Source organism: Roseomonas sp. WA12 (assembly GCF_054165765.1).
In genome coordinates this window covers 135,575-156,605 of sequence record NZ_CM135108.1, presented here as the reverse complement: position 1 = coordinate 156,605, position 21,031 = coordinate 135,575, and the positions used below count along the sequence as shown (strand labels likewise).

The window sequence follows — 21,031 nt, the reverse complement described above, 5'->3', positions numbered from 1 at the left end:
CCTGGCCCGCCTATCACATGTTATTCATCGTAGCGCGGGTTGCTCCCCGCAGTTTCACCTTTCGCCCGATTTCCGCCTTTCCCGCTCCATCCGCAGCGCCTGGTTGATCAACGCCATATGGGTAAAGCCCTGCGGGAAGTTCCCGCGCTGCTCCCCGGTGGCCGCGTCGATCTCCTCCGCGAACAGGCCCAGGTCGTTGCCGCGCGCGACCAGTCCCTCGAACAGCATGCGGGCTGCCTCGCCCTTCCCCGCCAGGGCGAGGCAGCCGACCCTCCATAAGGCGCAGGCGGTGAAGGTGCCCTCCTCTCCCTGCATCCCGTCCTCCGTGCGGTAGCGGTAGACAAGGTCGCCCTCGCCCAGTTCCCGTGTGATGGTGTCGAAGGTCGCGTGCAGGCGCGGGTCATGCGCATCGAAGGCCTCGAACAGCACGGTTCGCAGCACCGCCGCGTCCAGCGCGTCGGACCCGTAGGCGCCGGTATAGGCACCGCGCGCCGGGTTCCAGCCGTGCTCATGGTACTCCGCCCGCACCTCGCCGGCGGCCCGCTCCCAGTCGGTGATGCGCGCCTCCTCCACCCCGCCCACGCGGCGTGCCAGCCGCGCGGCCCGGTCCAGCGCCACCCAGATCAGCGCCTTGGTGTGCACCATGTGCCGCTTCGGCTGGCGCGGTTCCCAGATGCCGTGGTCGGGCTCGTCCCTCGCCGCCATGGCGCAGGCCGCAAGATTGGAGAGCGCCTCGGGCAGGTGATCGTTCACCTTGTGTGGCGGGTCGAAATCGACCGCCTCCAGGAAGGCATCCAGGGCCAGCAGGTGCTCGCCATAGATGTCGTGCTGCGTCTGGCCGGCCGCACCATTGCCGATCCGTACGGGGCCCACCCCGCGCCAGCCCGGAAGATGCGGCAGCTCCTCCTCCTCCGGCACCGGCCCGTCGATGCCGTAGAGCAGGCGGAGGCCCTTCCCATGCGTCGGGTCGGCGGCTCGCAGGAAGCGCAAGTACTCCGCCGCCTCCCGCACATAGCCGAGCATGACGAAGGAGGTAACGGTGAAGCTCGCATCCCGAAGCCAGGCATAGCGGTAGTCGTAGTTGCGGTTGCCCGGCACGGCCTCGGGCAGGCCGATGGTGGGCGCGGCGATGATCGCCCCGGTCGGCGCATAGGTCAGCAGCTTGAGGCAGAGCACGGACCGCAGCACCGCTTCCCGGTAGGGCCCGCGATAGGTGCAACGCCCGCTCCATTCCTCCCAGTAGTCCCGCGTGGCCTCCAGCCGCGCGATCGCTTCAGCGATCCCGCCCGCCGGCCCCGCATCCTCGCCCAGCAGCAGTGCGGCACACTCTCCGAGCGCGAGCTCGAAGGCAGAAGTCACCGCCCCACCCTCAATGCCGGGCCGCCCGGGTATTCCATCCACCCGCAGCGGCTGCGCCCCTGCCTCGAACAGCACGGACCCATCCGCCCGTATCACCGGCTGGCAGGCCGCACGCCCGTAATCCGGCGTGGCCAGCACGGTGAAGCGGCCGGAGATGCGCCCCTCCTCGCAGCGGAGCAGCCGCACCAGCCGGCCCTCCGCCTCCCCGTCCGGCCCCTCCGCGGGCACCTCCATCGGTCGGCGCAGCGCCATGAAGTCGTGCAGCACCGCCCGCCCCGTGGCGGTGGTGAAGACCGTCTCCAGGATGTTGGTGCCAGGCAAGTAGCGGCGGCTGGTGCCGATCAGCCGGTCGAAGGCGATCCCGCAGGCCCCGCCCTTCTTCTCGTCCAGCAGCCGCAGGAACAGGGCCGGGCTGTCATGCCGCGGCCAGCACATCCACTCGATGGAGCCGTCGCGCGCGATAAGCGCGGAACGGCAGGTGTCGCCGATCAGCGCGTAATCGGCGATGGGCTTCGACATCGGGCGGGATTCTCCGGCAGGGCTCGCCGCAGATGCGCCCGATTCGCGCGGAAGAAAGCCGCCGGACGCGCGCTCGTGATCGGGAGGCGCTAGAACAGCCCCTCGATCTGCCCCTCAGCATCCAGCCCGATTGTCTCCGCCGCCGGATGGCGCGGCAGGCCGGGCATGGTCATCACATCGCCGCAGATCGCCACCACGAAGCCCGCCCCGGCCGAGAGCCGCACCTCCCGCACCGGCAGCACATGCCCCGTGGGCGCCCCCAGCAGCGCGGGGTTGGCGGAAAAGGAATACTGCGTCTTCGCGATGCAGACCGGCGCGTTGCCGAACCCGGCCTCCTCGAACTTCCGCAGCCGCGCGGCCAGCGCCGGCGGCAGCGCAATGTCGGACGCCCGGTAGATCTCCCGGGCGATGGTGCCGATCTTCTCCGCCAGCCCCATCCCTGTGGGATAGATCGGCTGGAACCGCGCCGTGCCGCCGGCAATCAGCCCCTGCACCGCCCGCGCCAGTTCGGCCGCCCCCGCCGCGCCGTCGCCCCAGTGCGTGCAGAGGATCGCGCGCGTGCCGAGCGCCGCCATCGCCTCCTGCACCGCCGCGATCTCGGCATCGGTGTCGCCCGTGAAGCGGTTCAGCGCCACCACCACGGGCAGGCCGAACTTGCCCATGTTCTCCACATGCCGCTCGAGGTTGGACAAGCCGCGCCGCACCGCGTTCATATCCTCGGTGCCCAGCGCCGACTTCGCCACGCCGCCATGCATCTTCAGCGCGCGCACGGTGGCCACCACCACGCAGGCGGAGGGCGAGAGCCCGGCCATGCGGCACTTGATGTCCAGGAACTTCTCCGCGCCCAGATCGGCGCCGAAGCCCGCTTCCGTCACCACCACATCGGCCAGCCGCAGCCCCAGCCTCGTCGCGATCACGCTGTTGCAGCCATGGGCGATGTTGGCGAAAGGCCCGCCATGCACCAGCGCCGGGCTGCCCTCCAGAGTCTGGACCAGATTGGGCATCAGCGCGTCGCGCAGCAGCGCGGCCATGGCGCCATCCGCCTTCAGCTCATGCGCCGTCACCGCCCGCCCGTCTCGCGCCTGGCCGATGATGATGCGCCCAAGCCGCGCGCGCAGGTCGTCCAGGTCCTTGGCCAGGCAGAAGATCGCCATCACCTCGGACGCGACGGTGATGTCGAACCCATCCTCGCGCGGGAAGCCGTTCGCCACGCCACCCAGCCCCACTGCGGCCAGCCGCAGGGCGCGGTCGTTCATGTCCACCGCGCGCTTCCAACCGATGCGCCGCGCATCGAGATCCAGCGCGTTGCCCCAGTAGATGTGGTTGTCGATCATCGCCGACAGCAGGTTGTTCGCGGAGGTGATCGCGTGGAAGTCGCCGGTGAAGTGGAGGTTGATCTCCTCCATCGGCGCCACCTGCGCCCGCCCGCCCCCTGTGGCCCCGCCCTTCACCCCGAAGCACGGCCCCAGGGAGGGCTCGCGCAGCGCGATCATCGTCCGCGTGCCCAGTGCGTTCAGCGCATCGCCCAGCCCGATGGTGGTGGTGGTCTTGCCCTCGCCGGCGGCAGTGGGGCTGATGCCGGTGACCAGCACCAGCGCGCCCTCCCGCCGTCCCTCCTGGGCGCGGACGAAATCCATGCCGATCTTGGCCTTGTACCGCCCATGCGGCTCCAGGGCGTCGAGGGGGATCCCGGCTCGCGCGGCAATCTCGGCGATGGGGCGCAGCGTGGCGGCCCGCGCGATCTCCAGATCCGTCGTCATTCCTAGTCCCTGCGGCTGGTCTCCCCGGGGTTACGGCAGGCCCGCCCGCACGGCAAGCCGAAGCGCTTGGCGGGGCCCGCCCCCAATGCCAAGCTTCCCGCAACGAAAAATACCGGAGGAACACGCCCCATGACCGAACGCCCCAAAGATGCCAGGCCGGGCGCGCCCCGCCGGGCCCTGCTCGTCGCCCCCGTCCTGCTGGCGGCGCCGGTCCTGCTCCGGCCCCGCGCGGCAGTCGCCCAAGTCGCCGAATGGCCCTCCCGCCCCGTCACCGTCATGGTTCCCTTTGTCGCCGGCGGCCCGTCGGACATCGTCGCCCGCGCCGCCGCCAACCGCATGACCCAGATGGTCGGCCAGCCCGTGGTGGTCGAGAACCGCCCGGGCGCGAATGGCGAGGTCGCCGCCCGCGCCGCCATGCGTTCGGCGCCCGATGGCCACACGATGATGGTCGGCTCCATCGGCGTCTGGGCCATCAACGCCGCGCTGCGCCCTAATCTCGGCTACGATCCCGTGCGTGACTTCACGCCGCTGGTGCTGGCCGCCACCACCCCGAATGTCCTCGTGGTGAACGAGAAGCACCCGGCCCGTGACATGCCCGGACTCATCGCCTGGCTGAAGGAGCGCAACGGCCGCGCCTCCTACTCCACCTCCGGCGTCGGCTCCTCGGACCAGATGACGACCGAGTTGTTCAAGATCCGCACCGGCACGCAGATCACCCACATTCCCTATACCGGCGGCGCCGCGGCCGCGACCGATCTGATCGCCGGCAATGTGGACCTCTCCTTCCAGAATCTCGGCACGGTGGCCGCCCATATCGCCGGCGGCCGGCTGCGTGCCCTGATGGTGACCAGCGCCCAGCCGCATCCTGTGCTGCCCGGCGTGCCCACCTCGCAGCAATCGGGGCTGGAGGACTTCGTCGTCACCTCCTGGCAGTCCTTCATGGCGCCCGCCGGCATGGCCACGCCCCTGCGGGACCGCCTGGCCGGCGCGCTGCGCGACGCGCTCCTCCACCCCGAAGTGAAGCCGCGGCTGGAGCAGATCGGCTTCGACGTGGTGCCCACCACCCCCGAGGATTACAGCCGCTTCCAGCAGGCCGAGATCGAGCGCTGGCGCGGCGTGGTGCGCGCCGCCAATATCACCGCGAGCTGACGCCTCCCCCTCGCTGACGGGGATGAACGCCCGCGCCACGGCACGAGCGTTACCCTCTTGCCCATCACGGGAGCGTTTGACCTGCGTTAGCGCGCTTTTCCTTGCCCCGTGACAGGGTAATCTGGAGGAAATCCGATCGGGGTGGCCGCGTGGCAGGGAAATGGCTCGGCGGGCTTTCGCGCGCAGCAATGGCGCCGCTGCATCTGGCGGCGCTCGCCACCTCCTCGCGCTCCTTCGCGCATAATCCCTTCCTCGGCAGCGCGAGGCTGAACCGCTGGGGCCTGCATGCCCGCCGCGTGGCCCTCGCCCAGCGGATGGCGCAGTTCCGCCGCGCCCGCTTGGCCCCCACCCTCTCAGCCGAGGACCGCGCCACCTTCGAGCGCGACGGCATCGTGGTGAAGCCCGATGTCCTGCCACCCGAGGCCTTCGCCCGCCTGCGCGCCGAGATCGAGGCCTTGCGCGCGCCCGCCCGCGAGATGAAGCAAGGAGACGCCGTCACCCGCCTCATGCCCCTCTCGCCCGATGTGCTGAAGCGCCTGCCCGAAACCCGCGCGCTGGTGAATTCCGGCTTCTGGCGCGGCCTGCTGAACTACGTCGCCAGCACCCGCATCGGCCCGATCCTGTTCATCCAGACCATCCACAGCCACGCCGCCGTCGGCGAGGACGACCCGCAGACCGAGCTGCACAGCGACACCTTCTACCCCAGCATGAAGTGCTGGCTGTACCTGCACGACGTTCCCGCCGAGGACGGCCCCTTCGTCTATGTCCCCGGCTCCCACCGCGCGACGCCGCGCCGCCTGTGGTGGGAACGCGAGCGCAGCCTCACCTGGCAGGAGGGCAACGGCCACCACCGGCGCGGCTCGCTGCGCGTCTCGGAGGAGATGGTGCGCCGGCTCGGCTACGGACCGCCCATCACCTATGCCGTGCGCGCCAATACCCTTGTCGTTGCCGACACCTACGGCTTTCACGCCCGTGGCCCGAGCACGCGCCCCTCCACCCGCGTCGCCCTCTGGGCTCAGGCGCGGCGCAACCCCTTCCTACCCTGGGCCGGCCTCTCGCCGACCAACCTGGACGCAGTGCGGGACCGGCAGGTGGTGGTGTTCTGGAGGCTGGCGGATCGGCTCGCCCGCTGGGGCCTGATGCGGCAGACCTGGCACGCAGCCGGGGCCGTCGGGCCGATGGACCCGCCCGTAATCAAGTGAGGGCGGGGGAGATATCCGCCCGGGCCACCCTCTATGCTTAGGAAGGGCTTTGGAGCGCCAGCGGCACGGGCGTGACGAAAAACTCGAACAAATAAGGAGGGAGCCCGGGGGAGTTCACCTCCCCCGGCCTTCAGGCCGCCCGCCGTCCCACGCCCAGCTCCTCCAACGCCCCGCCAATCGCCTCCACCGCGGAGCGCATGTCGTCCGGCGTCACCGCCCCGATGCAGCCGATCCGCACCGTGGGCACCTGCGTCGTGAAATAGCTGCTGATCATGAAACCACGCCGCTTCATCGCTTCCGTGAAGCCATGCAGCGTGAAGCCCGGCTCCTCTGGCTGGTAGAGCGTCAGGATGATCGGCCCCTGCTGCGCCTCCTCGACATAGGGGCGCATTCCCAGCCTCACCACGCCCTCGCGCAGCACGCGCATGTTCTCGGCGTAGCGCGCCAGCCGCGCGGCCCGGCCACCCTCCGCCTCAAAGAGGTTGAGGGCCACCGCGAAGGCGTGCAGCACCTGCACCGGCGGCGTGAAGCGGAAGGAGCCCCAGCCCGACTTCTCCGCATGAACCAGCACATCCGCCAGGTCGAAGGACCAGGACCCCGCCTGTCCCACCAGGGACCGCGTGCGCTCCATCGGGCAGACCGCGAAGCCGATGCCCGGCATTCCCTCGATGCACTTGTTGGAGGTGAAAATCAGCGCATCAACCTCCGGCTGCGCCTTCATGTCGAAGGGCAGCGCCCCGAAGGCGGACACGGCATCGGTGATCAGCCGCCGCCCGGCCGCGCGCACGACGGCACCGATCTCGGCGGGGTCGTTGATGATGCCGCTTCCCGTCTCGGAATAGACCATGCCCACATGCGAAATGGTCGGGTCGGCCGCCAGCGCCGCCGCCACCTCCTCACCCCGCACGCCGCGCGTGTCCGGCACCGGCATCACCACGGGATCGCGCCCGGCCTCCCGCGCCAGCCGGGCCATACGCTCGCCATAGGCGCCGTTGCAGGGCAGCAGAATCCGGCCGCCGGCAGGCACAAAGGTCCGGATCGCGGCCTCTACCACGAAATGCCCGGCGCCCTGCAGCGGCAGCGTCGCATGCACCCCGGCCACGCCGCCCGCGATGTCCCGCACGCGGTCGCGGATGCCCTCGTATTCCGGCGCGAAGTCGCGGTCCCACGGCGCGATGTCCACGGCCATGGCCGCCCGGGTCTCGGGACGGGTCTGCACGGGGCCGGGAGTGAGCAGAAGCATGGGGCGGAAACCTCGTCCGGACTGATGGCCGGCGAAACTGCACCCCTGAAAAGCGCGGGACAACCCGTCCCGCGCCCCGTCAGGCCTTTGATGTCAGGAGCCGAAGATCAGCAACCGGCTTGGCGCGGCACCCGCTCCACCTCCAGCCCGAACAGGGGCCGGAGCCGCGTGCCCAGCACGTTGCCGAAGAAGGCGGCCACCATCCACACCCAGCCATGCAGGCTGCCCGAGGCGATGCCGGAGAAATAGGCGCCGATGTTGCAGCCATAGGCCAGCCGCGCCCCGTAGCCGAGCACCACGCCGCCCACCACGGCCGCAACCGCCGAGCGCAGCGGAAGCCGCCAGTTCGGCGAGAACCGCCCGGCCAGCGCCGCCGCCAGCAGCGCGCCGACCATGATGCCGACATCCATCACCGAGGTGACATCGCCCAACACGCTGCCATGCAGCAACGCCTGCTGCCCGGGCGAGGCCCAGTACGGCCAGGCGTTCACGTCGAAGCCCAGCGCCAGCGCCGCCTTGGACCCCCACAGCGCGAAAGCCGAGGTGATGCCCCAGGGCCGCCCGGCCAGGGCCAGGGTCACGAAGTTCAGCACCGCCAAGGCAAGGGCGCCCGCCACGATCGGCCAGGGCCCACGCAGCAGCCGCGGCAGCCCGGCGCGCGCGGGCATCACGGCATGCACCAGCCGCCCATGCCGCCGCCGCTCCAGCAGCACTGTCACGCCAGCGATCCCTGCGAAGACTGCAAGGTTCAGCACCAGCGCCGGCACCACCCCGAAGCTGGCCACCAGCGAGATCGGCGGCAGATGCGGCAGCGCCGACCACCAGTGCAGATGCGCCGCCCCCATAGCCGATCCCGCCACGAAGGAGAGCAGCGTCAGCACCATCCGCACCGAGCCGCCGCCGACGGTGTACAGCGTGCCAGAGGCGCAGCCGCCGCCGAGCTGCATCCCGATCCCGAAGATGAAGGCCCCGAAGATCACGGAGACACCGACGGGCGCCACAAGCCCCTGCACCGGTTGCCCGAACACACTGCCCGCGGCCAGCACGGGAAAGAACAGCAGCACCGCAAGCGCCAGCATCAGCATCTGCGCCCGCAGCCCCTCGCCGCGCCGGTCCGCGATGAAGACCCGCCAGGCCGAGGTGAAGCCGAAGGCCGCGTGATAGAGCACCAGCCCCAGCACCGCACCCAGCAGGTACAGCGCCGCCTGCCGGGCGCTCACCACCTGTCCCAGCACCGCCATTCCCGCGATCAGCAGCGCCGCCGCGCCAATGGCGGCGGTGGCCTGCACGCTCGGCGGCTGTGGTACCGGTGAGACATCGGTCATCGTGGTGGCGGACATGCAGGCACTCCCCTGGGACGCGGCGCCGGGCCAGCGCGATCGGTCAGGAGATGGAGCACGTCCGGGAGAATTTCACTGCACCAAAAGATGCCTTGCGCGCATTCCACGCCCGCAGCCGCTAATTAAGCGGTCAGGGCTCCGCGCAGTTCACGCAGCAGCTTACGCCGGATCGCCTGGGCGAAGTCGGCGTAGTCCGAACACTCCATCACGAAGGCCCCCGGCCCGCCGATCACCTGCGCGGCGTAATGCGCGGGCAGATCCGGCTCCTCGTTCACCACGGCCAGCGCGTTGATCACCACCCCCGCCGCCACCGCCGCGTCCCGCACGGGGGCGGATGGGATGCCGGCATTCCCCGCGCCGTCTCCGGAGACGTCCACCACCTGCCGTGCGGCATTGCCTGGAAACTCGGCCAGCAGCCGTAACGCGGCCGTCAGCCCCTCGCCCAACGCGGTGGCTCCGGGAGGAACCAGCCGCGGGCAGAGATCCACCGCCTCCGCCAGGGCCGCCGCGCCCTCGGCATCGGCCAGCCGCATCCAAGGCACCGCCGCCGCCTGCGCCCCGGGGCCCGACCACAGCAGCAGCGCCACAGCAGCCGCCCCGCGCGGCCCGCCCCGGGCCGCCTCCACAACGGAGGGGTCGCGAAAGGCCTCGGCCAGGCCGCCCATCATCAGCCCGAACTCGTCGTGATCGACGGATGAGGAGGCGTCCACGGCCAGGCACAGCGCGATGTCCACGTCCCGCATCCCCCGCAGGTAGGGCCGCGCCCGCCCGGCACAAAGGGCACTTCTCTCGGCCGCGTCCCGGCAGCCGCCCACACAGCCATGCGTGGCGGAAGGAAAGGCCGGGAACGGCGCCCTCGCACCCAATGGCTGCTTCATCGGGTTCGACAGCTTGCGGATCGGGGAACAGAGCGGGGGGTGGCGGTATGGCCCTGCCGCCGCGCTCCCCTGCCTTGAAGCCGACATGCCGCGACGGCATCTTCGCCACCGGGCTGCCTCGGCGTGGCTGCCCGGGCATCCGGGGCAGGACGGGTCATCCTCCGTGCCCTCTGCGTGTCGTCCCCATGGCCCAGGCCCCGAGCAGAGACGGAAACCGATGGACGGCACGATCGCCACGCCCCTGCCCGCCCCCGCCCAGGACCCGGCCGGGACGGGAGTGCACGAAGCCGCCCCGATCTCCCGCATCGTCGCCGAGGTGGCGGCCACCTTCCCGGGTGAGCGGATCAGCCTCGGCGAAATGGCAGAGGCCTTCGGGGACCGCGCCTTCGGCCTGCTGATCCTGCTGCTGCTACTGCCTTCGCTCCTTCCAGGCATGGCCAGCGTCTTCGGCCTGCCTATGCTGGTGCTTGGCATGCAGATGGGCCTCGGCCGGCGCGTGCCGAAGCTGCCCGGCTTCATGGCCCGCCAGTCGATCAAGCGGACGGACCTGCTGCGACTGGCCGGCGCTTCCTCGAAATGGCTGAAGCGGATCGAGTGCTATGTCCGCCCCCGCCCCGGCCCTTTCACTACCCCGTTCGGCGATCGGCTGTTCGGCTGGCTCACCGTCTATGTGGCCGTGATGCTGATCCTGCCCGGGCCGGGCACGAACGGACCGCCCGCCTTCGGCAATATCGTCATGGCCCTCGGCCTGGTGGAGCACGACAGCAAGACCATGGGCTGGGGCGTCGCCCTCACCGTCCTGGGCTGCGCCTTCGCCACCGCGGTGCTGGCTGCACTGGGTTGGATGGGCGTCAAAGCGCTGGGCTTCGTATTCTAGGCGTCGCGTGACACTGCGTGTTCCAGGGAACACACTTGGCCGCCGACCCGTGCTCAAGGCGCCTCAGCGCCTCCCACCGCGCTCTCGATCGCGTTACACGCCCCGCCATGCGCCGGTGGCCCGAAAGGGCTGAAACGGGAATGCGCGACGTGCCCTGGCCCGGGAAAGGCCGCGGCGCCCATCCGCAGCTGCCCTCGCAACTGTAGGCGGCCAATGCGCCCCCATCGCCATTGCGGCCCGACCAGGCTGTGAGAAGGCGGGGGCGCTCCTCGAAGGAGGGGGCCGCGAGCCAGGAGACCGGCCGGCGCAGAGCTGTCTCGCGCGTGCCGGGCGAGGTGCACCGGCGCAACGGACCTTTGGACAGGGGGCGGACATGCCCCTTCCGCAGGCGAGAACCGCGTCCACCGTCGCGTGCCCTCCTCCCGGGTGGCGCGCGGCAGATCGTGACCGCTCGGCTTGGGATCCCCCGATGCGCCGCATTGCTCTGCTCGCCTTCACCGCCCTCTCCATGCCTGCCCTCGCGCAGGTCTCGCCCTCGGTCACGACCACTGGCACGCCCCCCCTCGCCCAGCCCAGCGCGGCCATCGCCGAAACCGTCGTCACCGCCACCCGTATCCCTACCCCGATCGAGCGCGTGCCGGGCTCGGTGACCGTGATCGACCGCCAGACCATCGAGGAGCGCGGCTACCAGACCCTCGCCGAGGCGCTGGTCAGCGTCCCCGGCTTCGCCCTGATCCAGTCCGGCGGCCTCGGCCAGCCCGCCTCCGCCTTCATCCGCGGCACCGCCTCCCGCCACGCCTTGGTGCTGCTGGACGGCGTGCCCGTAAACGACGCCTCCGAGCCCAATGGCGCCTTCAACTTCGGCAACGACCTGCTGGGGATGGAGGTGGAGCGCATCGAAGTGCTGCGCGGCCCCGCCTCCTCCCTTTACGGTTCCGGCGCCATCGGCGGCGTGGTGAACATCGTCACCCGCCGCGCGCCCCCCGACCGCACCATTGCCCCCTTCGGTGAGGTCGCCGGCGGCTCCAACCGCACGCTGCGCGGCTCGGGCGGGATCGCCGGCACGGTCGGCGAGTTCGACTACCTCCTCTCCCTCCGCAGCCTGTCCACGCGCGGCTCGGATGCCACCCCCTCCCGCTTCAACCGCGACACGCGCGAGCGCGACGGCTTCCGCAGCACCGGTGCCACCGTTCGCCTGGGCTGGACGCCGAGCGAGCGCTTCCGCCTGGAAGGCCTCGCCAATTGGCGCGAGAACCATGGCGGGCTGGACAACGTGCCGGACGACGACCCCAACTACTCCTTCGAGGACCGCCGCTACACCGGCCAGATCCGCGCCGAGGGCAAGCCCTTCGAGGCCTGGACGACGGGCTTCCGCATCGCCCAGACGGTGGATCGCCGCCGCTACTCCAACCCCGCCGACAGCCTCTCCCTCTCCACCACCGAGGACCTGTTCCGCGGCGAGCGCACGATCTTCGACTGGGGCAATCAGATCCGCCTGCCCGATGCCGGGATCTTCGACCAGAGCCAGCTCTCCTTCGGCGTGACGCATGAGCGGGAGGACGTCCGCCAGGCCTCCGGCAGCGCCTTCTTCCGCACCACCGTGGATGCGAACGCCTCGAACACCGCCGGCCACGCCGGCTATCAGGTCCGCGTCTTCCGCCGGCTCGACCTCACCGCCGGTTTCCGCAACGACTCCTCGGACGACTACGGCGACCACGCCACCTACCGCCTTGGCGCCGTGCTGGCCGTGCCGGAGATCGGCGCGCGCATCCGCACCGCATATGGCACCGCCTTTAAGGCGCCCTCGCTCTACCAGCGCTACGGCGTCATCTCCGGCTTCTTCCAGGGCAACCCGGACCTGCGCCCCGAGTCCTCGCGTGGCTGGGAAGCCGGGGTGGAGTTCGACATCCCGCTCGCGCGGCAGCGCGACTTCGCGACCGTCGGCGCCACCTATTTCGAGAACCGCATCCGCAACCTGATCAACTTCGACGCTTTCTTCTCCTCTCTCGAGAACGTCGATCGCGCGCGCATCAAGGGCGCCGAGTTCACCGCCACCCTGCGCCCCGCGCGCTGGCTGACGGCGACCGCCGCCTACACGATCACCGACGCGCGCGACGCCCGCACCGACGAGCGCCTAGCCCGCCGCCCCGAGCAGCAGCTGGCGCTCAACGCCAGCATCCGCCCGCTGGACAACGTGACCATCGCGCCGGAGCTGATCATCTACGGCCGCTCGCGCGAGGGTGCCTTCGCCTCCTACTCCAACAGCGGCAACGCCATCACCACCGCCCGCGACAACAAGGCCGGCACCATCTTCAACCTGACCGCGACCTGGCAGGTGACGGAGCCGGTGGCGCTCTTCGTCGAGGGCCGCAACCTGACGGACAGCGACTTCGAGCCCGCCAACGGCTTCGTCATCGCCGGCCGCACGGTGCTGGCGGGAACGCGCTTCCGCTTCTGATCGGGGACCGGGCAGCGTTCCGGGCCGGCGGGCGTTCATCCATGCGACGCCATGGAGAACGCCCGATGAGCCAGATGACGCTGCCCGACCTGTCCAAGAGGATGGCCGATATTGACTTCGCCATGCTCTCCACCCGCGCGGAGAACGGCCACATCGCCGCCCGTCCGATGAGCAACAACGGCGAGGTCGAGTATGCGGGCGATTCCTACTTCTTCGCCCTGGAGAGCACGCACACCGTCGGCGAGATCCGCCGCGATCCAAAGGTCGGCCTCACCTTCAGCGCCGGCAAGAGCCTTCTCGGCAAGCCCGGCATCTTCATCGCCGTCGAGGGCACGGCCGAGCTGATCCAGGACAAGGCCGCCTTCCGGGAGCACTGGACGACGGACCTGGACCGCTGGTTCGAGCAGGGCGCCGACACCCCCGGCCTCACCCTTATCAAGGTCCACGCCACCCGCATCCACTACTGGGACGGCGAGGAGGAGGGCGAGGTCCCCGTCCGGTGAACGCCGGGCCGGTCCTGCTGGCCGGCGGCACGGGCGACCTCGGGGGGCGGATCGCGAAAGCGCTTCTAGCCCGGGGCGCCACGGTCCGCGCCGTCCTCCGCCCCGGCACGGCGGCAGACAAGGTGGTCGCCCTACGCCATCTCGGCGCCGAGGTGGCGCTGGTGAACTTCGATGACGCGGCGGCGCTCGCCGAATCCTGCGCCGGCGCGGGCTGCGTCGTTTCCGCGCTCAGCGGGCTGCGCGGCACCATCCTGCAGAGCCAGGGCGCGCTGCTGGATGCGGCGGTGCGCGCGGGCGTGCCGCGCTTCATTCCCTCCGATTTCGGCATGGACTTGTTCAAGATACCGCCGGGCCGGAACCGCAATTTCGACCTGCGCCGCGAGTTCCACGCGCGGCTGACCCGCGCGCCGATCGCCGCCACCTCCATCCTCAGCGGCGCCTTCGCGGACATGCTGGGCGGGGAGGCGCCGCTCATCCTCTTCGGCCTGCGCCGGGTGCTCTACTGGTCCAACCCGGACCAGCCGCTGGATTTCACCACGAAGGACAACGTGGCCGAGTTCACCGCCGCCGCTGCGCTGGATCCGACCACCCCGCCCGTGCTGCGCATCGCGGGAGATGTGGCCAGCGCGCGCCAACTGGCGACGATCGCGGCCGAGGTGACCGGCATGCCCTTCGGCCTACTTCCCGCGGGCGGGCTGGGCCTGCTGCGCGGCATGATCGCGGTCACCCGCAAGCTGATGCCGCGGGATGGCGAGGTCTTCCCGCCCTGGCAGGGCATGCAGTACGTCGAGAACATGTTCGACGGCCGCGGCAAGCTCGAGTCACTGGACAATGATCGCTACCCGGAAATCCGTTGGACCGGGCTGCGGGAGGTGCTCGCCTCCCGCGCCTAGGCCACGCGCTACAGCGTCTCGAGCAGCCCGACGATGACCTGCCCGCGCGGCGCGAGGTCGCGCCACAGGATGTGCTCATTCGGCGCATGGGCGCCGGCGCCGGTGCAGCCCAGCCCGTCCAGCGTCGGGATTCCCATGGCGGCGGTGAAGTTGCCGTCCGAACCGCCGCCGCGATGCTGCTTCGGCAGCTCGTAGCCGGCCTCCCGCGCCAGGGTCCGGGCGCGCTCGTACAGGTTCAGGATGTCCGGGTTCTCGGCAAAGGAGGGTCGGTTCATGCCGCCGGTAATGGTGATGGTGATGCCATCCTCCGTCCCGGCCAGCGCCATGATCTCGCGCTCCATCCGCTCGCCGTCCTCGGCAGTGGCGACGCGCAGATCGATCTCGCAGCCGGCCTCGGGCGGGATGACATTGGGCCGTGTGCCGCCCCAAACAGGCGCGACATTGGTGGTGGTGCCGCCAGCCAGATCCACCATCGCATGCACCTTCTGGATGAGCCCGGCGAGCGCCACCACCGCGCTGCGCCCCTCCGACCAGTTGCCGCCGGCATGGGACGACACGCCCTCAATCTTCACGACGAACCGGCCCACGCCCTTGCGCGCTGTGACGCAGGCGCCGCCCGGGTTGCCGGCGGGCTCGGGGATCAGCACGGCGCTGGCCCCTGCCGCCTCACGCTCGATGATCTCGCGGGATGTCGGGCTGCCCACCTCCTCGTCGGGGGTGAGCAGAAGGGTGATCGGGCTGTGGGTCTCGATCTTCTGGCGCAGGATCTCGCGCAGTGCGTGGAAGGCGAGGAAGGACCCCGCCTTCATGTCGTAGATGCCGGGGCCGAAGGCCTTCTCACCCTCCACCTTCCAGGGCATCGAGGAGGCGAGCGTGCCGTTGTCCCACACCGTGTCCAGATGGCCCGCGATCAGCACGGGCTTGCGGTTGCCGGTGCTGGGGGAGGCCGGGGTACGGGCGATCAGGTTGTCGCCATAACCGTCCCGCCCGGGGATGCGCGTCACCTCGGCGCCGGCGGCGCGCAGCTCGGCCTCGGCCCGGTCCATCAGCCCGTTCACCGCGGCGGAGTCCGTCGTCGGCGTCTCATGCAGCACCCAGCCGCGCAGTTCCTCCAGCAGGGTCTCGCTGGTACCGATCCTGGTGCGGGGCATGGGTGCGTCCTCTTCCGTGGGGCCCCGGTTCTCGCGCCGGGGTCCCGGGTTGTCCATGCCCAGGGAGACCCCGGGAAGGCCTGGTCCCGGTGGGGTGATCGGGCGCTGGCTGGAACGTGGCGTGCTGCGATGCCACATTCGGCCCATGAGCATTGAAATGAAGAAGGTCTGCGTCTTCTGCGGCGCCAACCCGGGCAGCGATCCCGCCTTCGCCGAGGCGGCGCGGGACCTGGGCCGGGCCATCGCGGAACGGGGCCTCGGCCTGGTCTATGGCGGGGGCAAGGTGGGGCTGATGGGCGTGGTGGCCAATGCCGCGCTCGAGCACGGCGCCGAGGTGGACGGGGTGATCCCCGAGCACCTGATGCAGCGGGAACTGGGCCACGGCTCCGTCACGCGGCTGCATGTCGTTTCCTCCATGCATGAGCGGAAGGCGCTGATGGCGAAGCTGTGCGACGGCTTCGTTGTGCTGCCCGGCGGCTTCGGGACTCTCGAGGAGGCCTTCGAGGTCCTCACCTGGTCGCAGCTCGGCCTCCACCGGAAGGGGACGGTGTTCCTGGACGTGAATGGCTACTGGAGCCGGCTGAACGCCATGCTGGACGGCATGGTGGACGCAGGCTTCGTCCGGCCGGAGCACCGGGCGCTGTCCCTGACCGCCCGCGAGCCGGCGCAGGCGCTCGACCTGCTCGCCGAATTCCGTCCGCCGGAGGTGACCCGCTGGATGGAGCGGGTGGCGCAGGCCTGAGGTGACCTGCCGGGTCTGGACCGACTGGCGCGGACTGCCCGAGGCAGCGCGCGGCGGCACTGTGGCGCTGGGCAACCTTGACGGGGTGCATCTTGGCCATCGCGCCGTGCTGGCCGCGGCCCATGGTGCGCGGCCGGACCTGCCGCTCGCCGCCCTGACCTTCGAGCCGCATCCCCGCGAGCATTTCCGCCCCCAGGACCCGCCCTTCCGCCTGACCCTGCTGCCCGCCAAGGCCGCGGCGCTGGCCGGGGCCGGCTGTGCCCATGTGCATGCCGTGCCCTTCGATGCCCCGCTGGCCGCAATGGAGGCCGAAGCCTTTCTCGACGCCGTGCTGCTGGATGGGGTCGGAGCGCGCCATCTGGCCTGCGGGGCGGATTTCGCCTTTGGGCATCGGCGCGGCGGCGATGTCGGGTTCCTGTCCCGCTGGGCGGAGCAGCACGGGATCGGGCTGACGGTGGTACCGCCGGTATCCGACGTGGCGGGCCCGGTGAGCAGCACGCGCATTCGGCGGGCGCTGCAGGACGGGTATCCCGACCGCGCGGCCGCCCTTCTCGGCCGGGACTGGGAGGTGCGCGGGACGGTGTTCCAGGGCGACCGGCTCGGGCGGGAACTGGGGTGGCGGACGGCCAATATCTGGCTTGGGCGTCATCTGGAGCCGGCGCGCGGGGTGTACGCGGTGTGGGCGGCCCTGCCGGATGGAAGCGTTGTGCCGGGGGTGGCGAATGTGGGGCGCCGGCCGACGCTGGGCGGTGATCCCGAGACGCGGCTGGAGACGCATCTGTTCGACTGGTCTGGCGATCTCTACGGGCAGGAGATCGGGGTGCGTCTGCATCGCTTCCTGCGGGAGGACGCGGTGTTCACCGGGCTCGATGAGCTGAAGGCAGCCATCGCGGCGGACGCGGTGCAGGCGCGGGCAGTGCTCGGGCTGGTTTAAGCAGCCGAGGTATCGCAGCGGGGGAAAGACGGAACGCTTACTTTCCCCAAACCCATCATCTTTATAACTGTTTGGGATGCTCCGCTGACGGAGTGCCTCGCGCTCACGAGCCGAGGCGACTGAAGGTTCCAAACCCAATCCGCGGCAGCCAGATGGGGGTCCAGGGGCCTCAGGCCCTTGGCGGGTGAGGTTCGGAGAGGGCAGCGCCCTCTCCGACGCCGCCTCACATACGCAGGCCCATGCGGCGGATCATCGCGGATTCCTCCTCTACCGACTTGCGGGCGAAGGCGGTGTAGGCCTCTGGCCCCATATGCATCGCGGGCATGTCGAACTTGTCGAGCACCGCGACATGGGCGGGGTCGGCGACGGCGTCCCTGAAAGCGGCATCCAGCGTGCGGACCACGGCCGGGTCCATGCCTTTCGGGCCAGCAACGCCGTAAGGAGAGGTGGAGATGATATCGAGGCCCAGTTCCTTCAGCGTGGGGACATTGGGATAGCGCTTGGCGCGCTCGGGGCCCCAGGTGACGAGAAGGCGAAGGCGGCCGTCCTCGACGAGGGGGCCCCAGCCGGAGCTGTCGGCGGTGGCGTGGATCTGGCCGCCCAGCAGGGCCTGCATATTCTCGGACACACCGCGGAAGGGGACGTGGACCCAATTGATGTCCTTCGTGCCGGCGATCTGCTCCATGGTGATGTGGAGCGAGGTGGCGACGCCGGGGGTGCCATAGTTGAACTTGCCGGGATTGGCCTTCGCGTCGGCAAGAAAGGCGTTGAAGTCGGCCCAGGGGGCATCGGCCTTTACCACCACGCCGAAGAGGTAGCCGGTGAGGTGGGAGACGTAGGTGAAGTCCGCCAGCGGGTCGAAGGGCGGGCGCTGGGCCATGAAGGGCACGCGGAAGACGCTGATAGGCATCTGGGCGAGAGTGTAGCCGTCCGGCCGCTCGCTCAGCAGGGCCTGGGCGCCGAGGATCCCGCCGGCACCGGCCTTGTTCTCCACCACCACGGGCTGGCCGAGGCGGCGGCTGGCCTGCTCGGAGAAAACGCGCATCTGGACGTCGGTAGTGCCGCCGGGGGCCCAGGGGACGAGCATGCGGATAGGCTTGTCAGGGAAGCTTCGTTGCGCGAGCGCCCGGGGCGAGAAGGACGGGGTGGCGAGCGCAGCGGCGCCCAGGCCGAGCGCGTGGCGGCGGGTGACGGGCATGCGGGATGTTTCCCTGGACGGTTTCCTCGGCAAGAGTATCGGGACGGTTTAGAACAAAAGGGAAGGATGATCGGTGCCCCCCCCCGCTTAGGGATGGGCGCCGAAGGTGACGGATCGGGCGGGGCTGGTTCCGTGGGTGGGCCTGGCCAATCGGGGCGTTGACCTCCTGAAGGACCAGTTGGAAGCGCATCGACACTTGCTCGGCCTCGGCGAGAACGATGTTGCGCTCCTCTGCAGGGAGGGCCGCGAGAAGGGCGTTGGCTTGGCGGGGCTGGCTGAACGATCCGGGCGTTTGCATCTCCGTCCAGATGCTTGTCCTGCCTGCCTGGCCGGCTGTCCCCTCCCTGGGTTAGGCCCCGGCCAGATCGTTTCCTCTGTCGGCAACCCAGGTTCCGGAGGGGGTGCCGTGCCCGCGCTCCTGGCCGTCTCAGCTAGATGAGTGAGGCGCGGAGAACGAGCATCCGGGCGGCGCCATGCGGCCGGTCAGCCAGGGATTCCCACCCCTCCAGGGCCGGGACGGCTTCGTCCCGCCCGATCTCGAGGCAGGCGAGGGCGCCGGGGGCGATCCAACCGGCGGATCTCAGCGCCGCGAGGGCCTGGGGGGTGAGGTCCCGGGCATAGGGCGGGTCTAGGAACAGAAGAGTGGCGGGGGTTCCGACACGCGGGGGACGGAGGGCGTCCCCGGCGAGGATGCGGGTGAGCGGCTCGGCCTTCAGGGCGGCGATGTTGGCACGGAGGGAAGCGAGGGCGGCGCGGTCCTGCTCGATGAAGGTGGCGTGGGCAGCGCCGCGGGAGAGGGCTTCGAGGCCGAGGGCGCCGGTACCGGCGAAGACGTCGAGGACCGTTGCGCCCTGGAGGTGATCGCGGCCGGCCCAGGGGGCATGGCTAAGACTGTCGAAAAGGGCCTGACGAACGCGGTCCGCCGTGGGGCGGGTGGTGGCGCCGGGCGGGGCCTGGAGGGCTCGGCCGCGCCACTGGCCGGCGACGATCCTCATCGCGCGTGCCTCGTTGATTGGCACCCCAGGACGGCCACGCGCCTCACTCGGTGTGCGGCTTCGCGCCCCAGGGCGTCCGGTGCGGGTCGCCGGCGCGGCGGGCGCGCGGGGGGCGGCTGCGGGGCGGGGTGGCCTCGTCGGGGGGAAGTTCGGTGCGCTCGGTACCGCGCTGGATGCGGGGAGCGGCAGTGGCAATGCCGAGCTGTTCGCGCATGGTGCGGGCGTTGACCTCCTCCACCGCGCCGGCGGGAAGGGTACCGAGCTGGAAGGGGCCGTAGGCGACGCGGATGAGGCGGGTCACGTGCAGTTCGAGATGCTGCATGACGCGGCGGATCTCGCGGTTCTTGCCTTCCTGCAGGGAGACGGTGAGCCAGGCATTGGTGCCCTGGCGGCTGTCGAGCCCGGCCTGGATGGGGCCGTATTTCACGTCGTCCACGGTGATGCCGCGGGCGAGCCAGGCCAGCGCTCCCTCGTTGACGCGGCCGTGGACGCGGACGCGGTAGCGGCGGAGCCAGCCGTTGGAGGGAAGCTCCAGCCGGCGGGCCAAGGCGCCGTCATTGGTGAGGAGCAGGAGGCCTTCCGAGGTAAGGTCGAGGCGGCCGACGGAGACGAGGCGCGGGAGGCCGGCAGGGAGCTTCTCGAAAACGGTGGGGCGGCCCTGGGGGTCCTTGTGCGTCGTCACCAGGCCGTCCGGTTTGTGGTAGCGGAACAGGCGGGTGGGTTCGGCCGTGCCGACGCGCTGCCCGCGGACGAGGACGGCGTCCCCCTCCGCGATGAAGGTCGCGGGGCTCTGGACGGGCTTGCCGTTGAGGGTGACGACACCCTGGGCGATGAGGGCCTCGGCATCGCGGCGGCTGGCGACACCCGCGCGGGCGAGCCACTTGGCGATGCGCTCGCCGCGCTCCGGGTTGCCCGCGTCGTCGGCGGTCTCGGGGGTATCGTCGCTCATGCTGCGGCAGGGCCTGTGCTGGAGGGCGACGTGCCGGACAGCCCGTTGGGGGAGCGGGCGGCAGGGGTTTGGCGGGCGGCGTCCACGAAGGCGTCGAGAATGGCGTGGTCGCGCGGATCCACCGTGTATTCGGGGTGCCACTGCACGCCCAGGCAGAAGCGGTAGCCCGGGTGCTCCAGGCCTTCCACCACGCCGTCGGGCGCGCGGGCGTTGACAATAGCGCCGTCGCCCGGCCGGTCCACGGCCTGGTGGTGGGCCGAGTTCACGGCCATGGCAGGTGCGCCGACGATGCGGGAAAGCAGGGTGCCGGGGGTGAGCTCGACCTCGTGGCCGGGCTCGGTGCGTGGGTTGGGCTGCTCGTGGGCCAGGGGGGAATCCGGCACGGCGTCGGGAATATGCTGGATGAGGGTGCCGCCGAGCGCGACGGCGAGGAGCTGCTCCCCCCCGCAGATTCCCAGCACGGGGATGTCGCGGCGCAGCGCCCCGCGGAGGATGGCGATCTCGAAGGCGGTGCGGCCCTGCTTGAGGACCACCGTGTCGTGGCGGGGGCCGCCGCCATACATCGCCGGGTCCACGTCGAAGGCACCACCGGTGACGAGGAGGCCGTCGAGGCGGTCCAGGTAGTCGTCGGCCAGCGCGGGGTCGTGCGGGAGGGCGATGGGGAGGCCACCAGCGGCGGTGATGGCGTCGAAGTAGTTCTGGCGCAGGGCGTACCAGGGCAGCTTGGAGTAGCTGCCAGGCTCCTCGGCATCGAGGGTGAGGCCGATCAGGGGGCGCGCATTGAGGGGTTGGGCGGTCATGAGTGGGTTGGTAGAGCCTGGGAGGGCGCGGCCACAAGCGTCAGGGGCGGGTTGATGCCGGATGGATTGCGGGATGGAGGA

18 protein-coding genes and 1 riboswitch are annotated in these 21,031 nt (G+C 70.7%); of the genes, 8 read left to right on the top strand and 10 right to left on the bottom strand.

Annotated features, from left to right (window positions below):
• Positions 1-54: 54 nt before the first annotated feature.
• Both ACVBD7_RS00720 and ACVBD7_RS00715 read right to left on the bottom strand, forming a co-directional pair.
• Positions 55-1,878, bottom strand: coding sequence for a glycoside hydrolase family 15 protein (locus ACVBD7_RS00720; protein ID WP_458095604.1), 1,824 nt, complete (start codon positions 1,876-1,878; stop codon positions 55-57).
• Between the two features lie 89 nt (positions 1,879-1,967).
• Positions 1,968-3,638: a formate--tetrahydrofolate ligase gene (locus tag ACVBD7_RS00715; RefSeq protein ID WP_458095603.1), complete on the bottom strand. Its 1,671-nt coding sequence runs from the start codon at positions 3,636-3,638 to the stop codon at positions 1,968-1,970.
• Positions 3,639-3,767: 129 nt separating this feature from the next.
• Between ACVBD7_RS00715 and ACVBD7_RS00710 the strand changes: the two genes are divergently transcribed.
• Together ACVBD7_RS00710 and ACVBD7_RS00705 are read left to right on the top strand one after the other, a co-directional pair.
• Positions 3,768-4,787 carry a Bug family tripartite tricarboxylate transporter substrate binding protein gene (locus ACVBD7_RS00710; protein WP_458095602.1) on the top strand — a complete coding sequence of 340 codons (1,020 nt, stop codon included), beginning with the start codon at positions 3,768-3,770 and terminating at the stop codon, positions 4,785-4,787.
• A gap of 149 nt (positions 4,788-4,936) precedes the next feature.
• Positions 4,937-5,989, top strand: a complete 1,053-nt coding sequence (locus ACVBD7_RS00705; protein WP_458095601.1) for a phytanoyl-CoA dioxygenase family protein — start codon at positions 4,937-4,939, stop codon at positions 5,987-5,989.
• Positions 5,990-6,119: 130 nt separating this feature from the next.
• On the opposite strand, the gene ACVBD7_RS00700 is transcribed toward ACVBD7_RS00705, so the two are convergent.
• From ACVBD7_RS00700 to ACVBD7_RS00690, 3 genes are all read right to left on the bottom strand, one after another.
• The gene (locus ACVBD7_RS00700) at positions 6,120-7,232 is read right to left on the bottom strand and encodes a 2-aminoethylphosphonate--pyruvate transaminase (protein WP_458095600.1); all 1,113 of its coding nucleotides are present in this window, start codon (positions 7,230-7,232) and stop codon (positions 6,120-6,122) included.
• 107 nt (positions 7,233-7,339) lie between these two features.
• The gene (locus ACVBD7_RS00695; protein ID WP_458095599.1) at positions 7,340-8,572 is read right to left on the bottom strand and encodes a YeeE/YedE family protein; all 1,233 of its coding nucleotides are present in this window, start codon (positions 8,570-8,572) and stop codon (positions 7,340-7,342) included.
• A gap of 122 nt (positions 8,573-8,694) precedes the next feature.
• Entirely contained in the window at positions 8,695-9,315 is a 621-nt protein-coding gene (locus ACVBD7_RS00690; protein WP_458097610.1) for a DUF1194 domain-containing protein, read from the bottom strand.
• Between the two features lie 352 nt (positions 9,316-9,667).
• Between ACVBD7_RS00690 and ACVBD7_RS00685 the strand changes: the two genes are divergently transcribed.
• The 4 genes from ACVBD7_RS00685 (at position 9,668) to ACVBD7_RS00670 (ending at position 14,181) form a co-directional block, all read left to right on the top strand.
• Positions 9,668-10,327, top strand: a complete 660-nt coding sequence (locus ACVBD7_RS00685) for an exopolysaccharide biosynthesis protein (RefSeq protein ID WP_458095598.1) — start codon at positions 9,668-9,670, stop codon at positions 10,325-10,327.
• Between the two features lie 96 nt (positions 10,328-10,423).
• Positions 10,424-10,647, top strand: a riboswitch (cobalamin riboswitch).
• Positions 10,648-10,796: 149 nt separating this feature from the next.
• The gene (locus ACVBD7_RS00680) at positions 10,797-12,785 is read left to right on the top strand and encodes a TonB-dependent receptor plug domain-containing protein (RefSeq protein WP_458095597.1); all 1,989 of its coding nucleotides are present in this window, start codon (positions 10,797-10,799) and stop codon (positions 12,783-12,785) included.
• A 65-nt stretch (positions 12,786-12,850) separates the two neighbouring features.
• Complete coding sequence (locus ACVBD7_RS00675; RefSeq protein ID WP_458095596.1) at positions 12,851-13,288, top strand: pyridoxamine 5'-phosphate oxidase family protein; 438 nt, start codon at positions 12,851-12,853, stop codon at positions 13,286-13,288.
• Positions 13,285-14,181, top strand: coding sequence for an NmrA family NAD(P)-binding protein (locus ACVBD7_RS00670; RefSeq protein ID WP_458095595.1), 897 nt, complete (start codon positions 13,285-13,287; stop codon positions 14,179-14,181). Before ACVBD7_RS00675 ends, ACVBD7_RS00670 begins: the two co-directional genes overlap by 4 nt.
• An 8-nt stretch (positions 14,182-14,189) precedes the next feature.
• Here ACVBD7_RS00670 and ACVBD7_RS00665 read toward each other — a convergent pair whose 3' ends face one another.
• Entirely contained in the window at positions 14,190-15,332 is a 1,143-nt protein-coding gene (locus tag ACVBD7_RS00665) for a M20 family metallopeptidase (RefSeq protein ID WP_458095594.1), read from the bottom strand.
• 157 nt (positions 15,333-15,489) lie between these two features.
• Here ACVBD7_RS00665 and ACVBD7_RS00660 point away from each other — a divergent pair, with 157 nt between their 5' ends.
• Entirely contained in the window at positions 15,490-16,074 is a 585-nt protein-coding gene (locus ACVBD7_RS00660; protein ID WP_458095593.1) for an LOG family protein, read from the top strand.
• A 1-nt stretch (position 16,075) separates the two neighbouring features.
• Positions 16,076-17,008 (top strand): riboflavin biosynthesis protein RibF, encoded by a 933-nt coding sequence (gene ribF / locus ACVBD7_RS00655; protein ID WP_458095592.1) that lies wholly within the window; start codon positions 16,076-16,078, stop codon positions 17,006-17,008.
• Positions 17,009-17,231: 223 nt separating this feature from the next.
• Here ribF and ACVBD7_RS00650 read toward each other — a convergent pair whose 3' ends face one another.
• The 4 genes from ACVBD7_RS00650 to ACVBD7_RS00635 all read right to left on the bottom strand — a co-directional run bounded on the left by ACVBD7_RS00650 (position 17,232) and on the right by ACVBD7_RS00635 (position 20,950).
• Positions 17,232-18,206, bottom strand: coding sequence for a tripartite tricarboxylate transporter substrate binding protein (locus ACVBD7_RS00650; protein WP_458095591.1), 975 nt, complete (start codon positions 18,204-18,206; stop codon positions 17,232-17,234).
• Positions 18,207-18,637: 431 nt separating this feature from the next.
• Positions 18,638-19,201, bottom strand: coding sequence for a 16S rRNA (guanine(966)-N(2))-methyltransferase RsmD (gene rsmD / locus ACVBD7_RS00645; RefSeq protein WP_458095590.1), 564 nt, complete (start codon positions 19,199-19,201; stop codon positions 18,638-18,640).
• 43 nt (positions 19,202-19,244) lie between these two features.
• Entirely contained in the window at positions 19,245-20,150 is a 906-nt protein-coding gene (locus ACVBD7_RS00640) for a pseudouridine synthase (protein ID WP_458095589.1), read from the bottom strand.
• Positions 20,147-20,950: a gamma-glutamyl-gamma-aminobutyrate hydrolase family protein gene (locus ACVBD7_RS00635; RefSeq protein WP_458095588.1), complete on the bottom strand. Its 804-nt coding sequence runs from the start codon at positions 20,948-20,950 to the stop codon at positions 20,147-20,149. The genes ACVBD7_RS00640 and ACVBD7_RS00635 overlap by 4 nt, the downstream gene beginning before the upstream one ends.
• Positions 20,951-21,031: the final 81 nt, after the last annotated feature.